Raw genomic sequence first — 14,624 nt, 5'->3', positions numbered from 1 at the left:
ATTCGAGGCCATACATGCAATTCAAGGCGCCACGCTTCGACACGGCCCATATCCTCGTCATCGGCGACGTCATGCTCGATCGCTATTGGCATGGCGATACGTCGCGCATTTCGCCCGAAGCGCCGGTGCCGGTCGTGCGCGTCGAGCAGCACGAGGACCGGCCCGGCGGAGCCGCCAACGTCGCGCTCAACATCGCGGCACTCGGCGCTGGTGCGTCGCTTGTGGGGCTCGTGGGGACCGACGAGGCTGCCGACGTCCTGCACGCCCAGCTTACAAGCGCGGGGATTCACTGCGCGATGGTGCAGGCTGGGCGCGAACCGACCATCGTCAAGCTGCGCGTCATGAGCCGCAACCAGCAACTTATTCGCCTCGACCGCGAGGAGCGCTTCGCCGACGCCTATTCGCCGCGTGTGGCGGAAGAGGCCGAGGCGCTGTTTTCCCGTGCTTCGGTGGTGGTGCTTTCCGACTACGGCAAGGGCACATTGTCCGACACTCAAGGGCTCATCGAGACCGCTCGCAAGCATGGCAAGCCCGTGCTGGTCGATCCCAAGGGTAGCGACTTCGCGCGCTATCGCGGCGCGACGCTTCTGACCCCGAACCTGTCCGAGTTCGAAACCATCGTCGGTGCCTGCGCCACCGACGAGATCCTCACGCGCAAGGGTGCCGAACTGATCGAGACGCTGGGTCTTGACGCGCTGCTCGTCACGCGCGGCCGGCACGGCATGACGCTGATCGAAAAGTCCGGACATGCGACGCATCTCCCGGCGCGCGCCAAGGAGGTCTACGACGTCACCGGGGCGGGCGACACGGTCATCTCGACGATCGCGGCCGCGCTCGCCGCCGGCGAAAGGCTCGTCGATGCCGTGGCGCTGGCCAACCTCGCGGCGGGGCTTGCCGTGGCGAAGCTCGGCACGGCTGCGATCAGCGGGCCGGAGCTGCGCCGCGCGGTCGATCGCGAAAAGGGCTATGAGCGCGGGGTCGTGACCGAAGAGCAATTGCTGGCCGCACTTGCCGATGCGCGTGCGGCGGGCGAGAAGATCGTCTTCACCAATGGCTGTTTCGACATCCTCCATGCCGGCCATGTCGGCTATCTGGAGCAGGCACGCCAGCAGGGCGACCGCCTCGTTCTGGCGCTCAATGGCGACGCATCAGTGCGGCGTCTGAAGGGCGAGGGCCGGCCGATCAATCCGGTCGAGCGCCGCATGACGGTGATGGCGGCGCTTGAGGCCGTCGACTGGGTCGTTTCCTTCGACGACGATACGCCGATCCCGCTGATCGAGAAGATCAGGCCGGAGGTGCTGGTGAAGGGCGGCGACTACACGCTCGATCAGGTCGTGGGCGGCGATATCGTCAAGGCCTATGGCGGCGAGGTGAAGGTGCTGTCACATCTGGACAACGTCTCCACGACGGCGATCGTCGATCGCATCAAGGAGCAGGCCGGCTCCGACTGAGCGCGTCCAGCGCCCGTTCACATGCGCTGACATTGCCGCGCAGGTGCGCCGGGTTGATCGTGCCCATCACGGCGCTCGTCACGCCCGGATGGGCGAAGATGAAGCGGAAACTCGCCTCGACCGGATCGACGCCGTCGGCTTTGTCGATATGCCCCGACGCCAGCGGCTTCTTGACCAGGATTGCCTTGCCCGTCGCGGCTGCATGGTCGAGGACCGGAACTTCGCCCAAGTGATCCGGATTGTAGGTCACCATCGCGCAGTCGCCGTGGTCGAGCGAGGCGATGCCGCCCTCGACCGTTTTCGACGACAGCCCGAATGCGCGCAGCTTCCCCTCGGTCCTCAGATCGCGCAGCGCCTGCATCGTGCCGTGGCGTTCGATGATATCGAGATCGTTGCCGTCGGAATGGACGAGCACGATGTCGAGCACGTCGCGTCTCAACCGGCGCAGGCTGCGCTCGATGCTCAAACGCACATGCTCGGGCGAAAAGTCGAAGCTGCTGGTTACTGTTGCCGCATCGAACTCCTCGCCGACCTTGGTGCAGACGATCCAACGATTCTGCTGGCCGGCAAGCAAAGAGCCCAGGCGTTCCTCGCTGGTGCCATAGGCCGGGGCCGTGTCGATGAGATTGATGCCGAGATCCGCCGCCAGCGCCAGCAATTCCGCTGCCTCCCGATCATCGGGCAGTGAGAACGGGGTCGGATGCTTGAGCCCCTGATTGCGGCCGAATTTGACGGTGCCGAGCCCGAGCGCGCTGACAGTCATGCCGGTGGTGCCGAACGGGCGCGTCTTCATGCGGCGGTGTCCCATGGCAGTTTTGCGATTGCCGGTTTCGGCCAGAAATCGAGAGCGCTGGGGTCGAACGGCGTAGTGCCGGGCGGCGGCAGCAAGGCCAGAACCCGGTCTGCAAGGTCGGGCGAGAGCGCCAGCTTGGTCGGCCAGGCGACAATGCAGGCACCGACCTGTTCGGCAAAGGCGTGATCGGGGCGCACGAGGCCGGTCTGCAACGGCTCGGCGCGGTCGATGCGGAAGGTGGACCATTCGCCGTCGATCGGCGCCAGCCATGGCAGGACATCAGCCAGGAGTTTGCGTGCGGCGTCGATCTGCGCGGCCTCGCCGCGTTCGACGCCGGTTTCGGCAATGCCGCCGCCGAGATACCACACCTGCCTGCCGTCGCCCGACGGATGCGTCGTGATGGTGACGAGCGGCGTCGATTGCGTGCCGATGCAATGGCCGAAGACCGGCAGGTCGCGCTCATGCTTGAGCGTGACCATGTGCAGCGGCCGGCGCTGCAGTTTCGGCCGGGTGAGCCCGAGCGGCACTGCGAGCTGGTCGAAACCCTCGCCCGACGTCAGCACGATGCGCGATGGCCGCAGGGCGATGCCATGCTCGCCAAGCGGAATGCGGATGCCGTCTCCACCCTGCTCGAAGGCCAGCGTCGATGCATCGACGCGAAAGATCGCATCCCCGGCCTGGGCGGCCAACGCCGTGAAGACGGACGGGAGATGCAGCACGAACTCGTCCAGGCGGTAGAGCGCGCCCGAGAAACGTGGGTCGGCAAATGCGCCGGGTCTTTCGCTAGCGACCTTGTCGACACGCGAGCGCATGGCGCGGGACGCAAACAGCGTCGTCATTTTCGCGCCGAAGGAGCCTTGCGACCAGAGATAGGTCGCGTCCGAAAGACGCTTTGCGGCGGTCAGATCGATCTCGCCGCTGCCGTCGAGGCAGGCGCGCCAACGCCCCGGCATGGCCGCAATCGCGTTGGCCGCGTCAGTCAGCGTGCCGCCGAGCGTGTATTTGGTGCCGCCGTGGATGATGCCTTGCGCACGCATGCTCTGGCCGGAACCGAGTTCCGCCTTTTCGAGCAGGATCGCGCTGTAGCCCGCCGCGCGCGCCCGGTGCAGCGTCCACAGGCCCGCTATGCCCCCGCCGACGATGACGAGATCGAGCGGAACATCGCGCAGGCCGAGGGAAGGCTCAGTTGCCACTATTGACCCTCTTCATGACGAACGAGGCGAACTGCGCGAGATTATCGACCACGATCGTTTCTGGCGGAAGCCCGCCGTCCCGCAGCGTCTTCTCGCCCTTGCCCGTCCTTACAAGAACTGGCCGATACGCACGCGCGATACCGGCCTGAAGGTCGCGAAGGCTGTCCCCGACCATCCATCGCTCAGCGTCGGCCGGCACGTTCAACGTCTCGATGATCTCGTCGATCATGCCGGGCAGGGGCTTGCGGCAGGCGCAGGCATCGTCGGGGCCGTGCGGGCAAAATGCGATGTGCGCGATGCGCCCGCCAGCGGCAGCCACGTCCGCCTTAAGCTTGCCGTGGATGCGTTCGAGTTCGGCTTGATCGAAAAGCCCGCGCGCGATGCCCGACTGGTTCGTCGCGACCGCGATGGTGAAGCCCGCGCGGGTCAGATCCGCGATCGCCTCGATGCTGCCCGGCAGTGGCTCGAACTCGGCGACGCTCTTGATGAACGCGTCGGAGTCCCGATTGATCACGCCGTCGCGGTCGAGGATCACCAGCTTCATGAGGTGGCGAAGCGCCGGTCCATCTCCTCGCAGATCCAGTGGCCGACGAAGAGATGAACTTCCTGGATGCGGGCTGTTTCCGTTGCGGGAACCTGCAGCAGCTTGGGCGTCAGTTCGCCGATCTTGCCGGACTTTTCGCCGGTCCAGCCCCAGCACGCCGCGCCGATCTCGCAGCCGGCGGCGATGCCCTCGATCACGTTGGCGCTGTTGCCGGATGTCGAGATGCCGATGATCACGTCGCGCTCGCTGCACAAGGCGAGCACCTGACGCGAGAAGACGGATGCGAATTCGTAGTCGTTCGCCTGTGCGGTCAGGATCGAGGTGTCGACGGTCAATGCCAGCGCAGGCAGCGGTTGGCGCGGCATGCGGTAGCGCACGACGAATTCGGCCGCGAGATGCTGGCTGTCGGCGGCGCTGCCGCCATTGCCGAAAAACACCACCTTGCCGCCTTTGCGGATGGCGGTCTCGATGTCGTCCGCCATCGCGTTCGCGACGGTTTCGAGCGCATCCACCTGCCGGAAAAGTTCGTTGTGCCGCTGCAGGGCGTCCAGAAATGACATCGTTTCTCCAAATCCGACTGAGCAATCGCCGCACCGCGCGCGCTCGAACCGCGCGTCACATGCCACGAATCCCGTGGAAATGCACCACGCTTGTGGCGGTCAGATGTTCGGATGCGTCGGCTGGGCGGCAGCCTCGGTGTGCTTGTCGTCCGTTGCAGCCTCATCGCCGGTCAACAAGGCGACGATGCGGCCGGTAACCGCGCTTTCGGCGAAGTCACCGCCGGTGAAGATCGCCAGCGAGGCTTCACCTTCGCGGCGGCGCAGGTCCGGCTCGGCCCTGTAGCGCTCGACCGCCGCAATGAGCTGTTCCACCATCTCGGGCACGGGCCCGACCGGGATGATCGTGCCGCTGACACCATGCTTGACGATATAGGTGCAGCCGTCGGCATCGCTGGCGATGCAGGGCAGGCCGGTTGCGGCCGCCTCGATGAGAATGCGCGGTATGCCCTCGCCGTAACGTGTCGGAAGGCAGACGACATCGACCTCGCGCAGCAGGTCGGGCATGGCGGCGGATTCGCCGAGGAAGGTGATCGACCGCTCTGCCGCGAGATCCTCTGGCGGGTAGCCGTCGGGGTCGTGCGGTTCGACCATGCCGGCCACCACGAACTCGATATCGTTCCGCGTCGTCAGCCGCCTCGCCGCCTCCACGAAGGCGTCGAGGCCCTTGGCGCGCAGGAGGCGCGAGGCAAACAGAACGCGCATGACCGGCGCGCTGGTTCGATCGTCGCCGGGGTGGAATTTTGCGGGATCGACGCCGGCGCCGCTGACGACGAGCGAGGTGTCCTCCCTGATGTATCTGAGAGACAGCCAGTGCTGGCGGTCGTCCGGCGTCTCGAAGGTGAACCAGACATTTCGCCTCCGCGACAGGAAGCGGATCACGAAACCCACGAGGCCCCGCATCAGCCGTGCGGAACGCCCGTCGATCGCGGAGGCCGGCGCCATCAGGCGCCCGAGGCCCGGAATCGTGATGACGATCCGCTCCGGCCCGCGCCCGATCATGCGCGCGGCGATTGCTGCGAGGCCCGCGAAGATGGCCGGCTTGAGCGTGATCAATTGCACCTGGCGCGGCCGGTTGACGACGAGTTCGCGCAGGCTTGCGAGAAAGAGGACGATGTCGGAGAGGAGATGGAAGCGGAAGCGCTCGATCGGCACATTGACATATCGCCACCGGCCGATACGACTGGGCGCAAGCTGCGGGCCACCCATCAGGACGGTGACGTCGTGCCCGTTTGCGGCGAGGGTGTCCGCGATCTGCCTGCGATGGCGAAGGAAATATTCGCCGTCATTGCAGATGAAGGTGGTTCGGCTGTGGTTCACGTCAATGTCGGTTCCGCTCTCGAGACTGGACGCAGGACAGTCCGTCCGCGCATCTGCATAGGACAGAGGCAGGTGATGCTACAAGGCCGCAGCGCGATCGACCCGTCATGACGAATGTGCCATTGCTTCCGCTGACGATCATCATGCCGGTGTTCGGCAGGCCGGAGCGGCTTGCGCGGGCGCTTTCGAGCATCGCGGCCCAGCCGGACCCGCCGGTCGAGGTCATCGTCGTCGACGATTGCTCCGCACCGCCCGTATCGATCGACCCCGAGACGATCGGCAGGCTCACCGTCCGCATCATTCGCCAGCCGGAGAATCGCGGGCCAGCCGCCGCGCGCAATGCGGGGATCATGGCCGCGCAAACGGAATGGATATCGTTTCTCGACAGTGACGACTGGCTGCTGGCCGACACGCTGGGTACCCGCTGGCGCATGGTGACCGAGGATCAGGCAAGCAGGCCCGACCCGCTCGCCGTCTATGCGTGCGGCTGGATCGACGTCGACCAGGACGGACGGCCGCTTGTCTCGCGCATGCCGCGCCAAGGCACCAACAGCCGCGACTTCGCATCCGGGTGCTGGTTCTCACCCGGTTCGTGCGTGATCATGAACGCCAAGGCCATCCGCGAGGCGGATGTGCTTCAGGACGAGGCGTTGCGCCGTTTCGAGGATTTCGACTGGTTTCTTGCCCTCGGGCTCAAGGGCTTTCGGCTGGCGATCCAGGATATCGTCGCCGTGGCGATCGAGCGGGCGCGCACGCAAACGCCCGCCAAGGTCGAAGCCGTGGCCGGGACGATCCGGCGCAAATGGCGAGCGCTTATCGCGGATCGCGCGATGCTCCGACGGCTGTCGGCCTATCTCGACGTCGAATGCGCGGCGGCTCACCACTTTGCAGGCAACCGTATCCGCGCCGCCTTCTTTCTCGCGCGCTCGTTGGCGAGGGTGCCCCGCCTGTCGCTCCAGCTATCGCCCGGATGGACCATCGAGAGGGTCGCGGCGAACGCGCTTGTGGATATTGGCGGCCGTTAATCCGCCAGTTGCCAATCATGGCCATATTGCTATGGCTCATGCGGGTGAATAAGGGCTCTCAGCATCAAGGAACATACGATGGCGGTACTGGTAACGGGTGGCGCGGGATACATCGGCAGCCACATGGTCTGGGCCCTGCTGGACGCAGGCGAGGACGTCGTGGTCCTCGATCGGCTGTCCACCGGCTTCGAATGGGCCGTTGCCCCCGAAGCAAAACTGGTGGTCGGCGACATAGCGGATGCCGACCTCGTCGGTTCGCTGATCGAGGAGCATTCGGTCGATTCGATCATCCACTTCGCCGGTTCGATCGTGGTGCCGGAATCGGTGTCGGATCCGCTCGGCTATTACGAGAACAACACCTGCAAGACACGCGCGCTTCTGGCGGCGGCGGTGAAGGGCGGCGTCAAGCACGTCATCTTCTCGTCGACCGCTGCCGTCTACGGTGCCGCCGGCCTGGAGCCGGTGAAGGAAACCGCCTCGCTCGCGCCGGAATCGCCCTACGGCACGTCCAAGCTGATGACGGAATTGATGCTGCGCGATGCCGCCGCCGCGCACGGCTTCACCTACACCGCCCTGCGCTACTTCAATGTCGCGGGCGCCGATCCGAAGGGACGCACCGGTCAGTCGACGCCGGGCGCCACCCACCTGATCAAGGTCGCCAGCGAAACCGCGCTGGGCAAGCGTCAGTCGCTGACGGTCTTCGGCGAGGACTATCCGACGCCGGACGGGACCTGCGTTCGCGACTACATCCACGTCTCCGATCTCGCGGCGGCGCATCTGCTGGCGCTGAAGCGCCTGCGGGCGGGTGGCGGAAACCTCGTGGCCAATTGCGGCTACAATCACGGTTATTCGGTGCTTGAGGTGATTGACGCCGTGAAACGCGTCTTCGGGGGAGACATCAACGTCCAGATGGGGCCGCGCAGGCCGGGCGATGCAGCCGCCGTTGTGGCGGATTCGAGCGTGGCGCGCGCGGAACTCGGCTGGGTGCCGCAGCACGACGACCTCGACCGGATCGTGGGCGATGCGCTGGCCTGGGAGAAGTCGCTGTCGCGGCGCAACTCGGCGCGCTAAGCTGTCTTCGACAGCAAGTCCCTGCCCATGAAGACATCCGGGAGGCTGTCGATGAACGTGACCGCCTCCCCGTAGATCCCATTCATCTGGGTCCGCTGGTCGGCTGGAAGTGCCGTCCAATCCGCTCTGCGCGAAACACGCGGCGGGATATCGGCGGCCTTGAGGCCGATCAGTTTTTCGACGGCGTCCGGGTTCTCCCACAGCGCATCATATCTGACGAACGCGATGTCGAGATCGCCGCTGCGATCAAGCCACCGACGGACATGATCTTCCAGTTCGAAGACGTCATGCGTAGCACTGGCCAGATAGGATTGGAGATCGAGGTGCTCCGGCACATCCGTGGTGGAGCACTGCAGATTCTTCAACGCCCACTGCACGAAGCGCGGCATGGGAACAGCAGCATTCGCAGGTGCCGCAAAGCCGTGATTGGCATGCCGGCTTTCGCGTCGCTGAAAGAACGAGATGACGGTGTTTCTCGGATCTCCGAAGACGTAGATGAATCTGGTTCCGCTTGCCGGTGCCGAGGGCGGATAGCGCCAGTGGACATGCGCGCGCTCCAGAAATTCCGGGTTCTTCCCCTCATGAAGAAGTCGGGTCACCAGCTTCGAGCCCGATCCGCCATAGGATACGACGTAGGTGCCGATATCGGCTTCGACCTCGTTGATCATGGCTCCTACCACCCCAGCCCGCGCTCCTGCCGCGAGACGAAATTCCAGTTGTAGGAATTGATCACGTGCGCGTCGTAGCGGCGATAGAGAAGGCGCAGCGCGAAGAAGAAGGCCGCGCGTTTCCATTTCGGCATCGCTTCGGCTGTTTCCTTGTCATAGTAGCCGCGCAGATCGAATACCCGGTACAGCATGCGGTACACGTCGGCGATGCGGCCGTTGTAGGGGCCGTATTCCTTGACGATACGGTACATCTCGTCGGCGATCTTGCGGCCGCCGGTCGAGGTCAGGTTCTCGCTGGAGAAATGGTAGAGCGACAGCGGCTCGGGAATCGCCCGGAACACCGCGCCCGTCCGCTTCATGCGGCACCAATATTCCCAGTCGAAGGCGAACTTGTAGGTGCCGTCGAGAGGGCCGGCGGCATGATGGGTGTGCTGGCGCCACAGCGTCGAAGGCTGCTCGATCGTGTTCTTGAAATCGAGATCGTCGAGGAACGACGGGTCGGGCGATGTGTCGACGGTGTATTCGTCGTTGAAGTTGCGGCGGCAGCCGCCGGTGACGACATCCGCCTCCGGATGCGCCAGAAACTCCTCGGCAAGCCTGCGCAAGGCGCCCGGAAGGAACTCGTCATCGGCGCAGATCCAGCCGAAGAGCTCGCCGTCCGCTTTCAGGAAACCCTTGGTGAGCGCGTCGACCTGACCCTTGTCCTTTTCGCTGACCCAATGGTCGAGATGTTCCTCATAGGCCTTGATGATCTCGACGGTCCCGTCGGTCGATCCGCCATCCATGACGATTACCTGCAAATCCGGGTAATTCTGGGCAAGGATCGAATCGAAGGTGCGCGCGATCGTTCCGGCCGCCTTGAAACATGGAATGATGAGGGAAATTCGCGGATAGGCCGCGTCTGCAATTGTCATCGGTGCATCTCCGTCATCTTGCGCCGCTGTCGCGGCATCAAGGATTTGCATGGCATCGGTGGTCTGCGCGCCGTCTTTCGACGCGCAACACAGTCCTCATAGTCCGACGCGGGGGGCCGCTTCAAGCCGCGCGGCTCAGGCAGCCAGATGGCGCAAATGGTCGGACGGGGGAACACCGAGCTTCGAAAAGGCATCGGCGAGCATGCCAGCCTTGCGCCTGCGGGTCGCGTCGAAGGCCGCGCCGTCGAACTCGACGCTCTTCAGCACCTGCCGATGGTCCGTTGCGTCGATCACCGACTGGCCGTCGACACGCGGCACATGCATCTCTTCTGCCAGTTCCGTCACGCGTGCGTCGTGCACCACGAGGACACCCGGCCTGGACGCGGCAAGCGCTGCCATGTTGCCATGGATGCGCGTTCCGATCGCAAGATCGACGGGCGCCAGATCATCGATCCAGCGGCGGGCGTCGAAATAGATGCGGAAGGTGGCCTTGAGCTTCTCGGCGAACGCCTTGCGCTCCATGTGAGGCGCGATGTGGCGGTGCGCATAGGCGAGATTGGACGACGAGAGGTCCGCAAGATGCCCCTCCGCGCCGTCGAAGAACCACTCCTCGCAGGATTGCTGCAGGTAGATCCCGTCACTCTCTGCGGTCCAGCCGAAGAGCTTCTCCTCGAGTTCGGCGCGCCAGCCATGCAGTTCGTTCGGAGCGGAGGCGGTCAATGCCAGCCGGGCCAGCCGGGCGGGAGCGTCGCTGTTGGCAAGTTCGGACAGCCGGGTTGCCGTCGCCGCGCCCAGATCGCGGTCCGCATTGAGGAATTGCGACTGGCAGCCGAGCCGCAGCACGGCCGACAGGCCGAGTTCATGACACACGGCTTCCGTGAAGGGGCCGCGTACCGTGATCAACTGCGCCTTGTCCTTGAGCATCTGGACGAAGTCCATGACGGACTGGTTCTCCCGGATCGATGCCGCAGTCGCCTTCGGATCGGCACCACGATCGGCTTGCGCACCGAGACCCAGAATGATCAGCGGCACCCTGATCGACTTCAGGAATTTGGTCAGCAGATCCCATTCGCCATCGGCCTTCAGATGGTTGGCGGCGGGGAAGACGAAGAAATCGAGCCCCCTGAAGACGGTCGCGTCGCCGTAACCCTTGCCCGAGAAGCCGACATGCTCGAGCGTGCCGCCGATCAGCCTGGTCGCGGCATACTGAAAAAGGAGGTTGCCCGAATTCGCGCCGACAGCCTTCAGGAGGTCTGCATTGCCGAACCTGCCGGGATCCTGCACAAAACCGGGCGTTCCCAGAAACGCGGTCTTTTGATCGTTTGTCATGAAGGATTTGCCGTTTTTTCCCAAGACGAGAGGGTGTGCGAGCGGCAGCCAAGTGCACGATAAAGTTCGGCGGGTCAATATTCTTGACCGGTGAGCGCCCGCAAACGCCGCCGTTCCGGGGACGCCATGGTTGCATTTGGCCGGCATTCGGCTAAGTCCTGCACGTTGGAAAACAGCAACCGGGTTTCGCAGATGACAGAGAAGACGGCGCTTATCACCGGCGTAACAGGACAAGACGGAGCCTATCTGGCGCGACTGCTGCTGGAAAAAGGCTACGTGGTTCACGGCCTCAAGCGGCGTTCCTCTTCGTTCAACACAGAACGCATCGACGGGATCTATGTCGATCCTCACGAGAAGAACACGCGCTTCTTTCTCCACTATGGCGACCTGACGGATTCGACCAACCTGATTCGCCTCGTGCAGGAAACGCAGCCTGACGAAATCTACAATCTCGCGGCCCAGAGCCATGTCGCGGTGAGCTTCGAGACGCCGGAATATACCGGCAATGCGGACGGCATCGGCACGCTGCGCCTCCTCGAGGCGATCCGCATCCTCGGCATGGAGAAGACGGTCCGGTTCTATCAGGCCTCGACGTCCGAACTCTACGGCAAGGTGCAGGAAGTTCCGCAGTCGGAGACGACGCCGTTCTATCCGCGCTCGCCCTATGCTGCCGCCAAGCTCTATGCCTACTGGATCGCGGTCAACTATCGCGAGGCCTATGGCATCTACGCCTCCAACGGCATTCTCTTCAATCATGAGGGGCCGACGCGCGGCGAGACCTTCGTGACGCGCAAGATCACCCGCGCCGTCGCCGGCATCCAGCGCGGCCTTCAGGACACGCTCTATCTCGGCAATCTGGACGCCAAGCGCGACTGGGGCCATGCGCGCGACTATGTCGAGGGCATGTGGCGCATCCTGCAGCACGACGAGCCGGATGATTTCGTGCTCGCCACCGGCGAAACGCATGCCGTTCGTGAGTTCGTGGAGCTTGCTTTTGCCGAGGTGGGTCGTACCATCGTCTGGGAAGGCAAGGACGTGGACGAGGTCGGGCGCGATTCGTCGACGGGTCAGGCCTTGATACGGATCGATCCGCGCTATTTCCGCCCCACCGAGGTCGATTTGCTGATCGGCGATCCCTCGAAGGCAAAGGCAAAGCTCGGATGGCAGCACACGACAAGCTTCCGCGAACTTGTATCCGAGATGGTGAAGGCCGATATCGATCTTGCAGAGCGGGAAGCCTGGCGCAACGACCGTTCCGCCTGACCGGAGTTCGAGCATGAAGAGCATCTATTCGCTGAAGGACCGTCGGGTCTTCGTAGCCGGCCATCGCGGCATGGTCGGCTCGGCGATCGTCCGCCGGCTGGAAGGCGAGAATTGCGAGGTGCTGACCGCATCGCGCAAGGAACTCGACCTGCGCGACCAGTCCGCCGTGCGGCGGTGGATCGCAGACCGCAAGCCTGATGCCGTCGTTCTGGCGGCGGCGAAGGTGGGTGGCATTCTCGCTAACGACACCTATCCGGCCGATTTTCTCTACGAAAACCTCGTTATCGAGACGAACGTGATCGAATCGTCGTTTCGCAACGAGGTCGAGAAGCTGATCTTCCTCGGCTCGTCCTGCATCTATCCGAAGTTCGCGCCGCAGCCGATTCCCGAGGACGCGCTCCTCACCGGCCCGCTCGAGCCGACCAACGAGTGGTACGCGATCGCCAAGATCGCCGGGCTCAAGCTTTGCCAGGCCTATCGCCGCCAGCACGGCGTCGACTACATCTCCGCCATGCCCACAAACCTCTATGGTCCGGGCGACAATTACGATCTCGAAAAGAGCCATGTCATTCCCGCGATGCTGCGCAAGGCGCATGAGGCGAAGTTCGCCGGTGAGCGCGAGATGACGATCTGGGGATCAGGCACGCCGAAGCGCGAATTCCTGCATGTCGACGATGCTGCCGACGCGATGGTCTATCTGTTGAAGTCCTATTCGGGCGACGGCCACGTCAATGTCGGCTCCGGCGAGGACATCTCGATCCTCGATCTGGCGCATATGGTGGCGTCGGTGGTTGGCTTCGACGGCGAAATCCTCCGCGACGAGACCAAGCCGGACGGCACGCCGCGCAAGCTGATGGACGTGACGCGCCTGTTCGAGACAGGCTGGCGTCCGAAGCACGATCTTCGCAGCGGCCTGGAAGACGCCTATGCGTGGTTCCGCGAACACGTCGAGACGGGTCAGGCGCGCCTCAACGTCGCCTGAGCCGTTCGTGTTCACGCGCTGCGGATAAGCTCCGAAATCTCTTTCACGCGCTTCTCGAGCAGCGCCGGGTCTGCGCGTGTCTCCACATTGAGGCGCAGAAGCGGTTCGGTGTTGGACGCCCGCAGATTGAAGCGCCAGTCCGCAAAATCCATGCCGAGCCCGTCCAAAGTCTCGATTTCCGGGTTCTCGTCGGCATATCTGTCGGCGACCTTCTCCTGCGCGGCGCGGGCATCCTTGACCGTAAAATTGATCTCGCCCGAGCATGGAAACGCCGCGATGCGTTCTTCCACGCGCTCCGCGAGCGATGTGCCGCTTGCGGACAGCTCGGCCACCACCGCCAACCAGGCGAGCATGCCCGAATCGCAGTAGCTGAAATCGCGGAAATAGTGGTGGGCGCTCATCTCGCCGCCATAGACGGCATTTTCCTCGCGCATGCGGTGCTTGAAGAAGGCGTGCCCGGTAGGGCACAGCTTCGCGACACCGCCGGCGCGCGCGACCAGATCCTGCGTGTTCCAGGTCAGGCGCGGATCGTAGAGCACCGTCGCGCCCGGCGCGGTGCGGAGCATCGTCTGCGCGATGAGCCCGACGAGATAGTAGCCTTCGATGAAGCGGCCATTGTGGTCGTAGAGAAAGCAGCGGTCGAAATCGCCGTCCCAGGCGATGCCGAGATCGGCGCCGTGCGCGACGACCGCCTCGCTAGCGCGCGAGCGTTTCTCCGGCAGAAGCGGGTTGGGAATGCCGTTGGGCAGCGATGGATCGGGCTCGTGGTCGATCTTGATGAACTCGAACGGAAGATGGGCTTCGAGCAGGTCGATGATCGGGCCGGCGCAGCCATTGCCTGCGTGGCAGACGATCTTCATCGGCTTCAAATCCTGGCCCGCGACCTGCTGCAGGATACGCTCGATATAGGGATCCCGGTCGAGGATCGGCGCCAGGTGTCCGCGCGCCTTGTAGTCGCCAACGCGTCCGATGACCTTGTCGGACATCACCAACGCCTCGATCGCGTCGAAGGCGTTTTCGCGTGTGGCCGCGGTCGCGCCCTTCAGCACCATCTTGAAGCCGTTGTAGCTTTCCGGATTGTGGCTTGCCGTAACCATCAACCCTGCACCCGCGCCGGAATGAGCGGTGTGGAAATACACTTCTTCCGTTCCGCATTGCCCGACGGGAAGCACGGTCACGCCGCTGTCGAGCAGGCCCTGGGCGAGCGCGTCCGCAAGGGCGGGGCTGTCCTGGCGCATGTCGTGGCCGACGACGACGCTTTCCGGTTTGTTGAGGGCGGCCACGGCCTGGCCCATGCGGTAGGCGAAAGGCACGTTGATCTGGCCGGGGATCTCGCCGCGCACGTCATAGGCCTTGAACGGAGATGCCATCGCTGTCCTCGTTTTTCGCCGCGAAACCAGCATGCGGCACTGGCGCCTGTGTTAGAAAGGATGTCGCTACGGCGCAACCTGCATTGTTCGAGCGACGGGCTTCGTGTTGCGCCCGATGCGATCGGCAGCGTAAGACGGCACAAT

At 64.2% G+C, this 14,624-nt stretch carries 14 protein-coding genes; 5 read left to right on the top strand and 9 right to left on the bottom strand.

Going from position 1 to position 14,624, the window contains the following annotated elements; all coding sequences use genetic code 11:
* Positions 1 to 14 precede the first annotated feature (14 nt).
* Complete coding sequence (gene hldE / locus AAFN55_RS20405; RefSeq protein WP_347800810.1) at positions 15 to 1,451, top strand: bifunctional D-glycero-beta-D-manno-heptose-7-phosphate kinase/D-glycero-beta-D-manno-heptose 1-phosphate adenylyltransferase HldE; 1,437 nt, start codon at positions 15 to 17, stop codon at positions 1,449 to 1,451.
* Here hldE and AAFN55_RS20400 read toward each other — a convergent pair.
* The 5 genes from AAFN55_RS20400 to AAFN55_RS20380 form a co-directional block, all read right to left on the bottom strand.
* Positions 1,426 to 2,244 carry an aldo/keto reductase gene (locus tag AAFN55_RS20400; protein WP_347800809.1) on the bottom strand — a complete coding sequence of 273 codons (819 nt, stop codon included), beginning with the start codon at positions 2,242 to 2,244 and terminating at the stop codon, positions 1,426 to 1,428. The two genes, hldE and AAFN55_RS20400, sit on opposite strands and share 26 nt — an antisense overlap.
* Positions 2,241 to 3,437, bottom strand: a complete 1,197-nt coding sequence (locus tag AAFN55_RS20395; protein ID WP_347800808.1) for an FAD-dependent oxidoreductase — start codon at positions 3,435 to 3,437, stop codon at positions 2,241 to 2,243. The genes AAFN55_RS20400 and AAFN55_RS20395 overlap by 4 nt, the downstream gene beginning before the upstream one ends.
* Positions 3,427 to 3,981: a D-glycero-beta-D-manno-heptose 1,7-bisphosphate 7-phosphatase gene (gene gmhB / locus AAFN55_RS20390; RefSeq protein WP_347800807.1), complete on the bottom strand. Its 555-nt coding sequence runs from the start codon at positions 3,979 to 3,981 to the stop codon at positions 3,427 to 3,429. Before gmhB ends, AAFN55_RS20395 begins: the two co-directional genes overlap by 11 nt.
* Entirely contained in the window at positions 3,978 to 4,541 is a 564-nt protein-coding gene (locus AAFN55_RS20385) for an SIS domain-containing protein (protein ID WP_347800806.1), read from the bottom strand. Before AAFN55_RS20385 ends, gmhB begins: the two co-directional genes overlap by 4 nt.
* 99 nt (positions 4,542 to 4,640) lie before the next feature.
* On the bottom strand, positions 4,641 to 5,858 hold the full coding sequence (locus AAFN55_RS20380; protein ID WP_347800805.1) for a glycosyltransferase: 1,218 nt from the start codon (positions 5,856 to 5,858) through the stop codon (positions 4,641 to 4,643).
* A 107-nt stretch (positions 5,859 to 5,965) separates the two neighbouring features.
* On the opposite strand from AAFN55_RS20380, the gene AAFN55_RS20375 reads away from it, so the two are divergent.
* Together AAFN55_RS20375 and galE are read left to right on the top strand one after the other, a co-directional pair.
* Positions 5,966 to 6,883, top strand: coding sequence for a glycosyltransferase family 2 protein (locus AAFN55_RS20375; protein WP_347800804.1), 918 nt, complete (start codon positions 5,966 to 5,968; stop codon positions 6,881 to 6,883).
* A 78-nt stretch (positions 6,884 to 6,961) separates the two neighbouring features.
* A complete protein-coding gene (gene galE / locus AAFN55_RS20370; protein ID WP_347800803.1) occupies positions 6,962 to 7,954 on the top strand; it encodes a UDP-glucose 4-epimerase GalE in 993 nt (330 codons plus the stop codon).
* Here the strand turns inward: galE and AAFN55_RS20365 are convergent.
* The 3 genes from AAFN55_RS20365 to AAFN55_RS20355 form a co-directional block, all read right to left on the bottom strand.
* Complete coding sequence (locus AAFN55_RS20365) at positions 7,951 to 8,622, bottom strand: sulfotransferase domain-containing protein (RefSeq protein WP_347800802.1); 672 nt, start codon at positions 8,620 to 8,622, stop codon at positions 7,951 to 7,953. The two genes, galE and AAFN55_RS20365, sit on opposite strands and share 4 nt — an antisense overlap.
* Before the next feature lie 5 nt (positions 8,623 to 8,627).
* Positions 8,628 to 9,536 (bottom strand): glycosyltransferase family 2 protein, encoded by a 909-nt coding sequence (locus tag AAFN55_RS20360; protein WP_347800801.1) that lies wholly within the window; start codon positions 9,534 to 9,536, stop codon positions 8,628 to 8,630.
* Between the two features lie 135 nt (positions 9,537 to 9,671).
* Positions 9,672 to 10,865: a polysaccharide pyruvyl transferase family protein gene (locus tag AAFN55_RS20355; protein ID WP_347800800.1), complete on the bottom strand. Its 1,194-nt coding sequence runs from the start codon at positions 10,863 to 10,865 to the stop codon at positions 9,672 to 9,674.
* 192 nt (positions 10,866 to 11,057) lie between these two features.
* Between AAFN55_RS20355 and gmd the strand changes: the two genes are divergently transcribed.
* Complete coding sequence (gene gmd, locus AAFN55_RS20350; protein ID WP_347800799.1) at positions 11,058 to 12,128, top strand: GDP-mannose 4,6-dehydratase; 1,071 nt, start codon at positions 11,058 to 11,060, stop codon at positions 12,126 to 12,128.
* A gap of 22 nt (positions 12,129 to 12,150) precedes the next feature.
* The gene (locus AAFN55_RS20345; protein ID WP_347801053.1) at positions 12,151 to 13,110 is read left to right on the top strand and encodes a GDP-L-fucose synthase; all 960 of its coding nucleotides are present in this window, start codon (positions 12,151 to 12,153) and stop codon (positions 13,108 to 13,110) included.
* A gap of 11 nt (positions 13,111 to 13,121) precedes the next feature.
* On the opposite strand, the gene AAFN55_RS20340 is transcribed toward AAFN55_RS20345, so the two are convergent.
* Positions 13,122 to 14,480 carry a phosphomannomutase gene (locus tag AAFN55_RS20340; protein WP_347800798.1) on the bottom strand — a complete coding sequence of 453 codons (1,359 nt, stop codon included), beginning with the start codon at positions 14,478 to 14,480 and terminating at the stop codon, positions 13,122 to 13,124.
* Positions 14,481 to 14,624: the final 144 nt, after the last annotated feature.

The organism is Mesorhizobium sp. CAU 1732 (assembly GCF_039888675.1).
Taxonomy (GTDB): domain Bacteria; phylum Pseudomonadota; class Alphaproteobacteria; order Rhizobiales; family Rhizobiaceae; genus Aerobium.
This window is presented reverse-complemented; position numbering and strand designations above follow the sequence as displayed.

What these genes read in the sequence shown, in the direction of transcription:
- hldE (WP_347800810.1), top strand. Translation starts at nt 15, where the DNA reads ATGCAATTCAAGGCGCCACGCTTCGACACGGCCCATATCCTCGTCATC.
- AAFN55_RS20355 (WP_347800800.1), bottom strand. Translation starts at nt 10,865, where the DNA reads ATGACAAACGATCAAAAGACCGCGTTTCTGGGAACGCCCGGTTTTGTG.
- AAFN55_RS20375 (WP_347800804.1), top strand. Translation starts at nt 5,966, where the DNA reads ATGACGAATGTGCCATTGCTTCCGCTGACGATCATCATGCCGGTGTTC.
- AAFN55_RS20360 (WP_347800801.1), bottom strand. Translation starts at nt 9,536, where the DNA reads ATGACAATTGCAGACGCGGCCTATCCGCGAATTTCCCTCATCATTCCA.
- AAFN55_RS20365 (WP_347800802.1), bottom strand. Translation starts at nt 8,622, where the DNA reads ATGATCAACGAGGTCGAAGCCGATATCGGCACCTACGTCGTATCCTAT.
- gmd (WP_347800799.1), top strand. Translation starts at nt 11,058, where the DNA reads ATGACAGAGAAGACGGCGCTTATCACCGGCGTAACAGGACAAGACGGA.
- AAFN55_RS20385 (WP_347800806.1), bottom strand. Translation starts at nt 4,541, where the DNA reads ATGTCATTTCTGGACGCCCTGCAGCGGCACAACGAACTTTTCCGGCAG.
- galE (WP_347800803.1), top strand. Translation starts at nt 6,962, where the DNA reads ATGGCGGTACTGGTAACGGGTGGCGCGGGATACATCGGCAGCCACATG.
- gmhB (WP_347800807.1), bottom strand. Translation starts at nt 3,981, where the DNA reads ATGAAGCTGGTGATCCTCGACCGCGACGGCGTGATCAATCGGGACTCC.
- AAFN55_RS20340 (WP_347800798.1), bottom strand. Translation starts at nt 14,480, where the DNA reads ATGGCATCTCCGTTCAAGGCCTATGACGTGCGCGGCGAGATCCCCGGC.
- AAFN55_RS20400 (WP_347800809.1), bottom strand. Translation starts at nt 2,244, where the DNA reads ATGAAGACGCGCCCGTTCGGCACCACCGGCATGACTGTCAGCGCGCTC.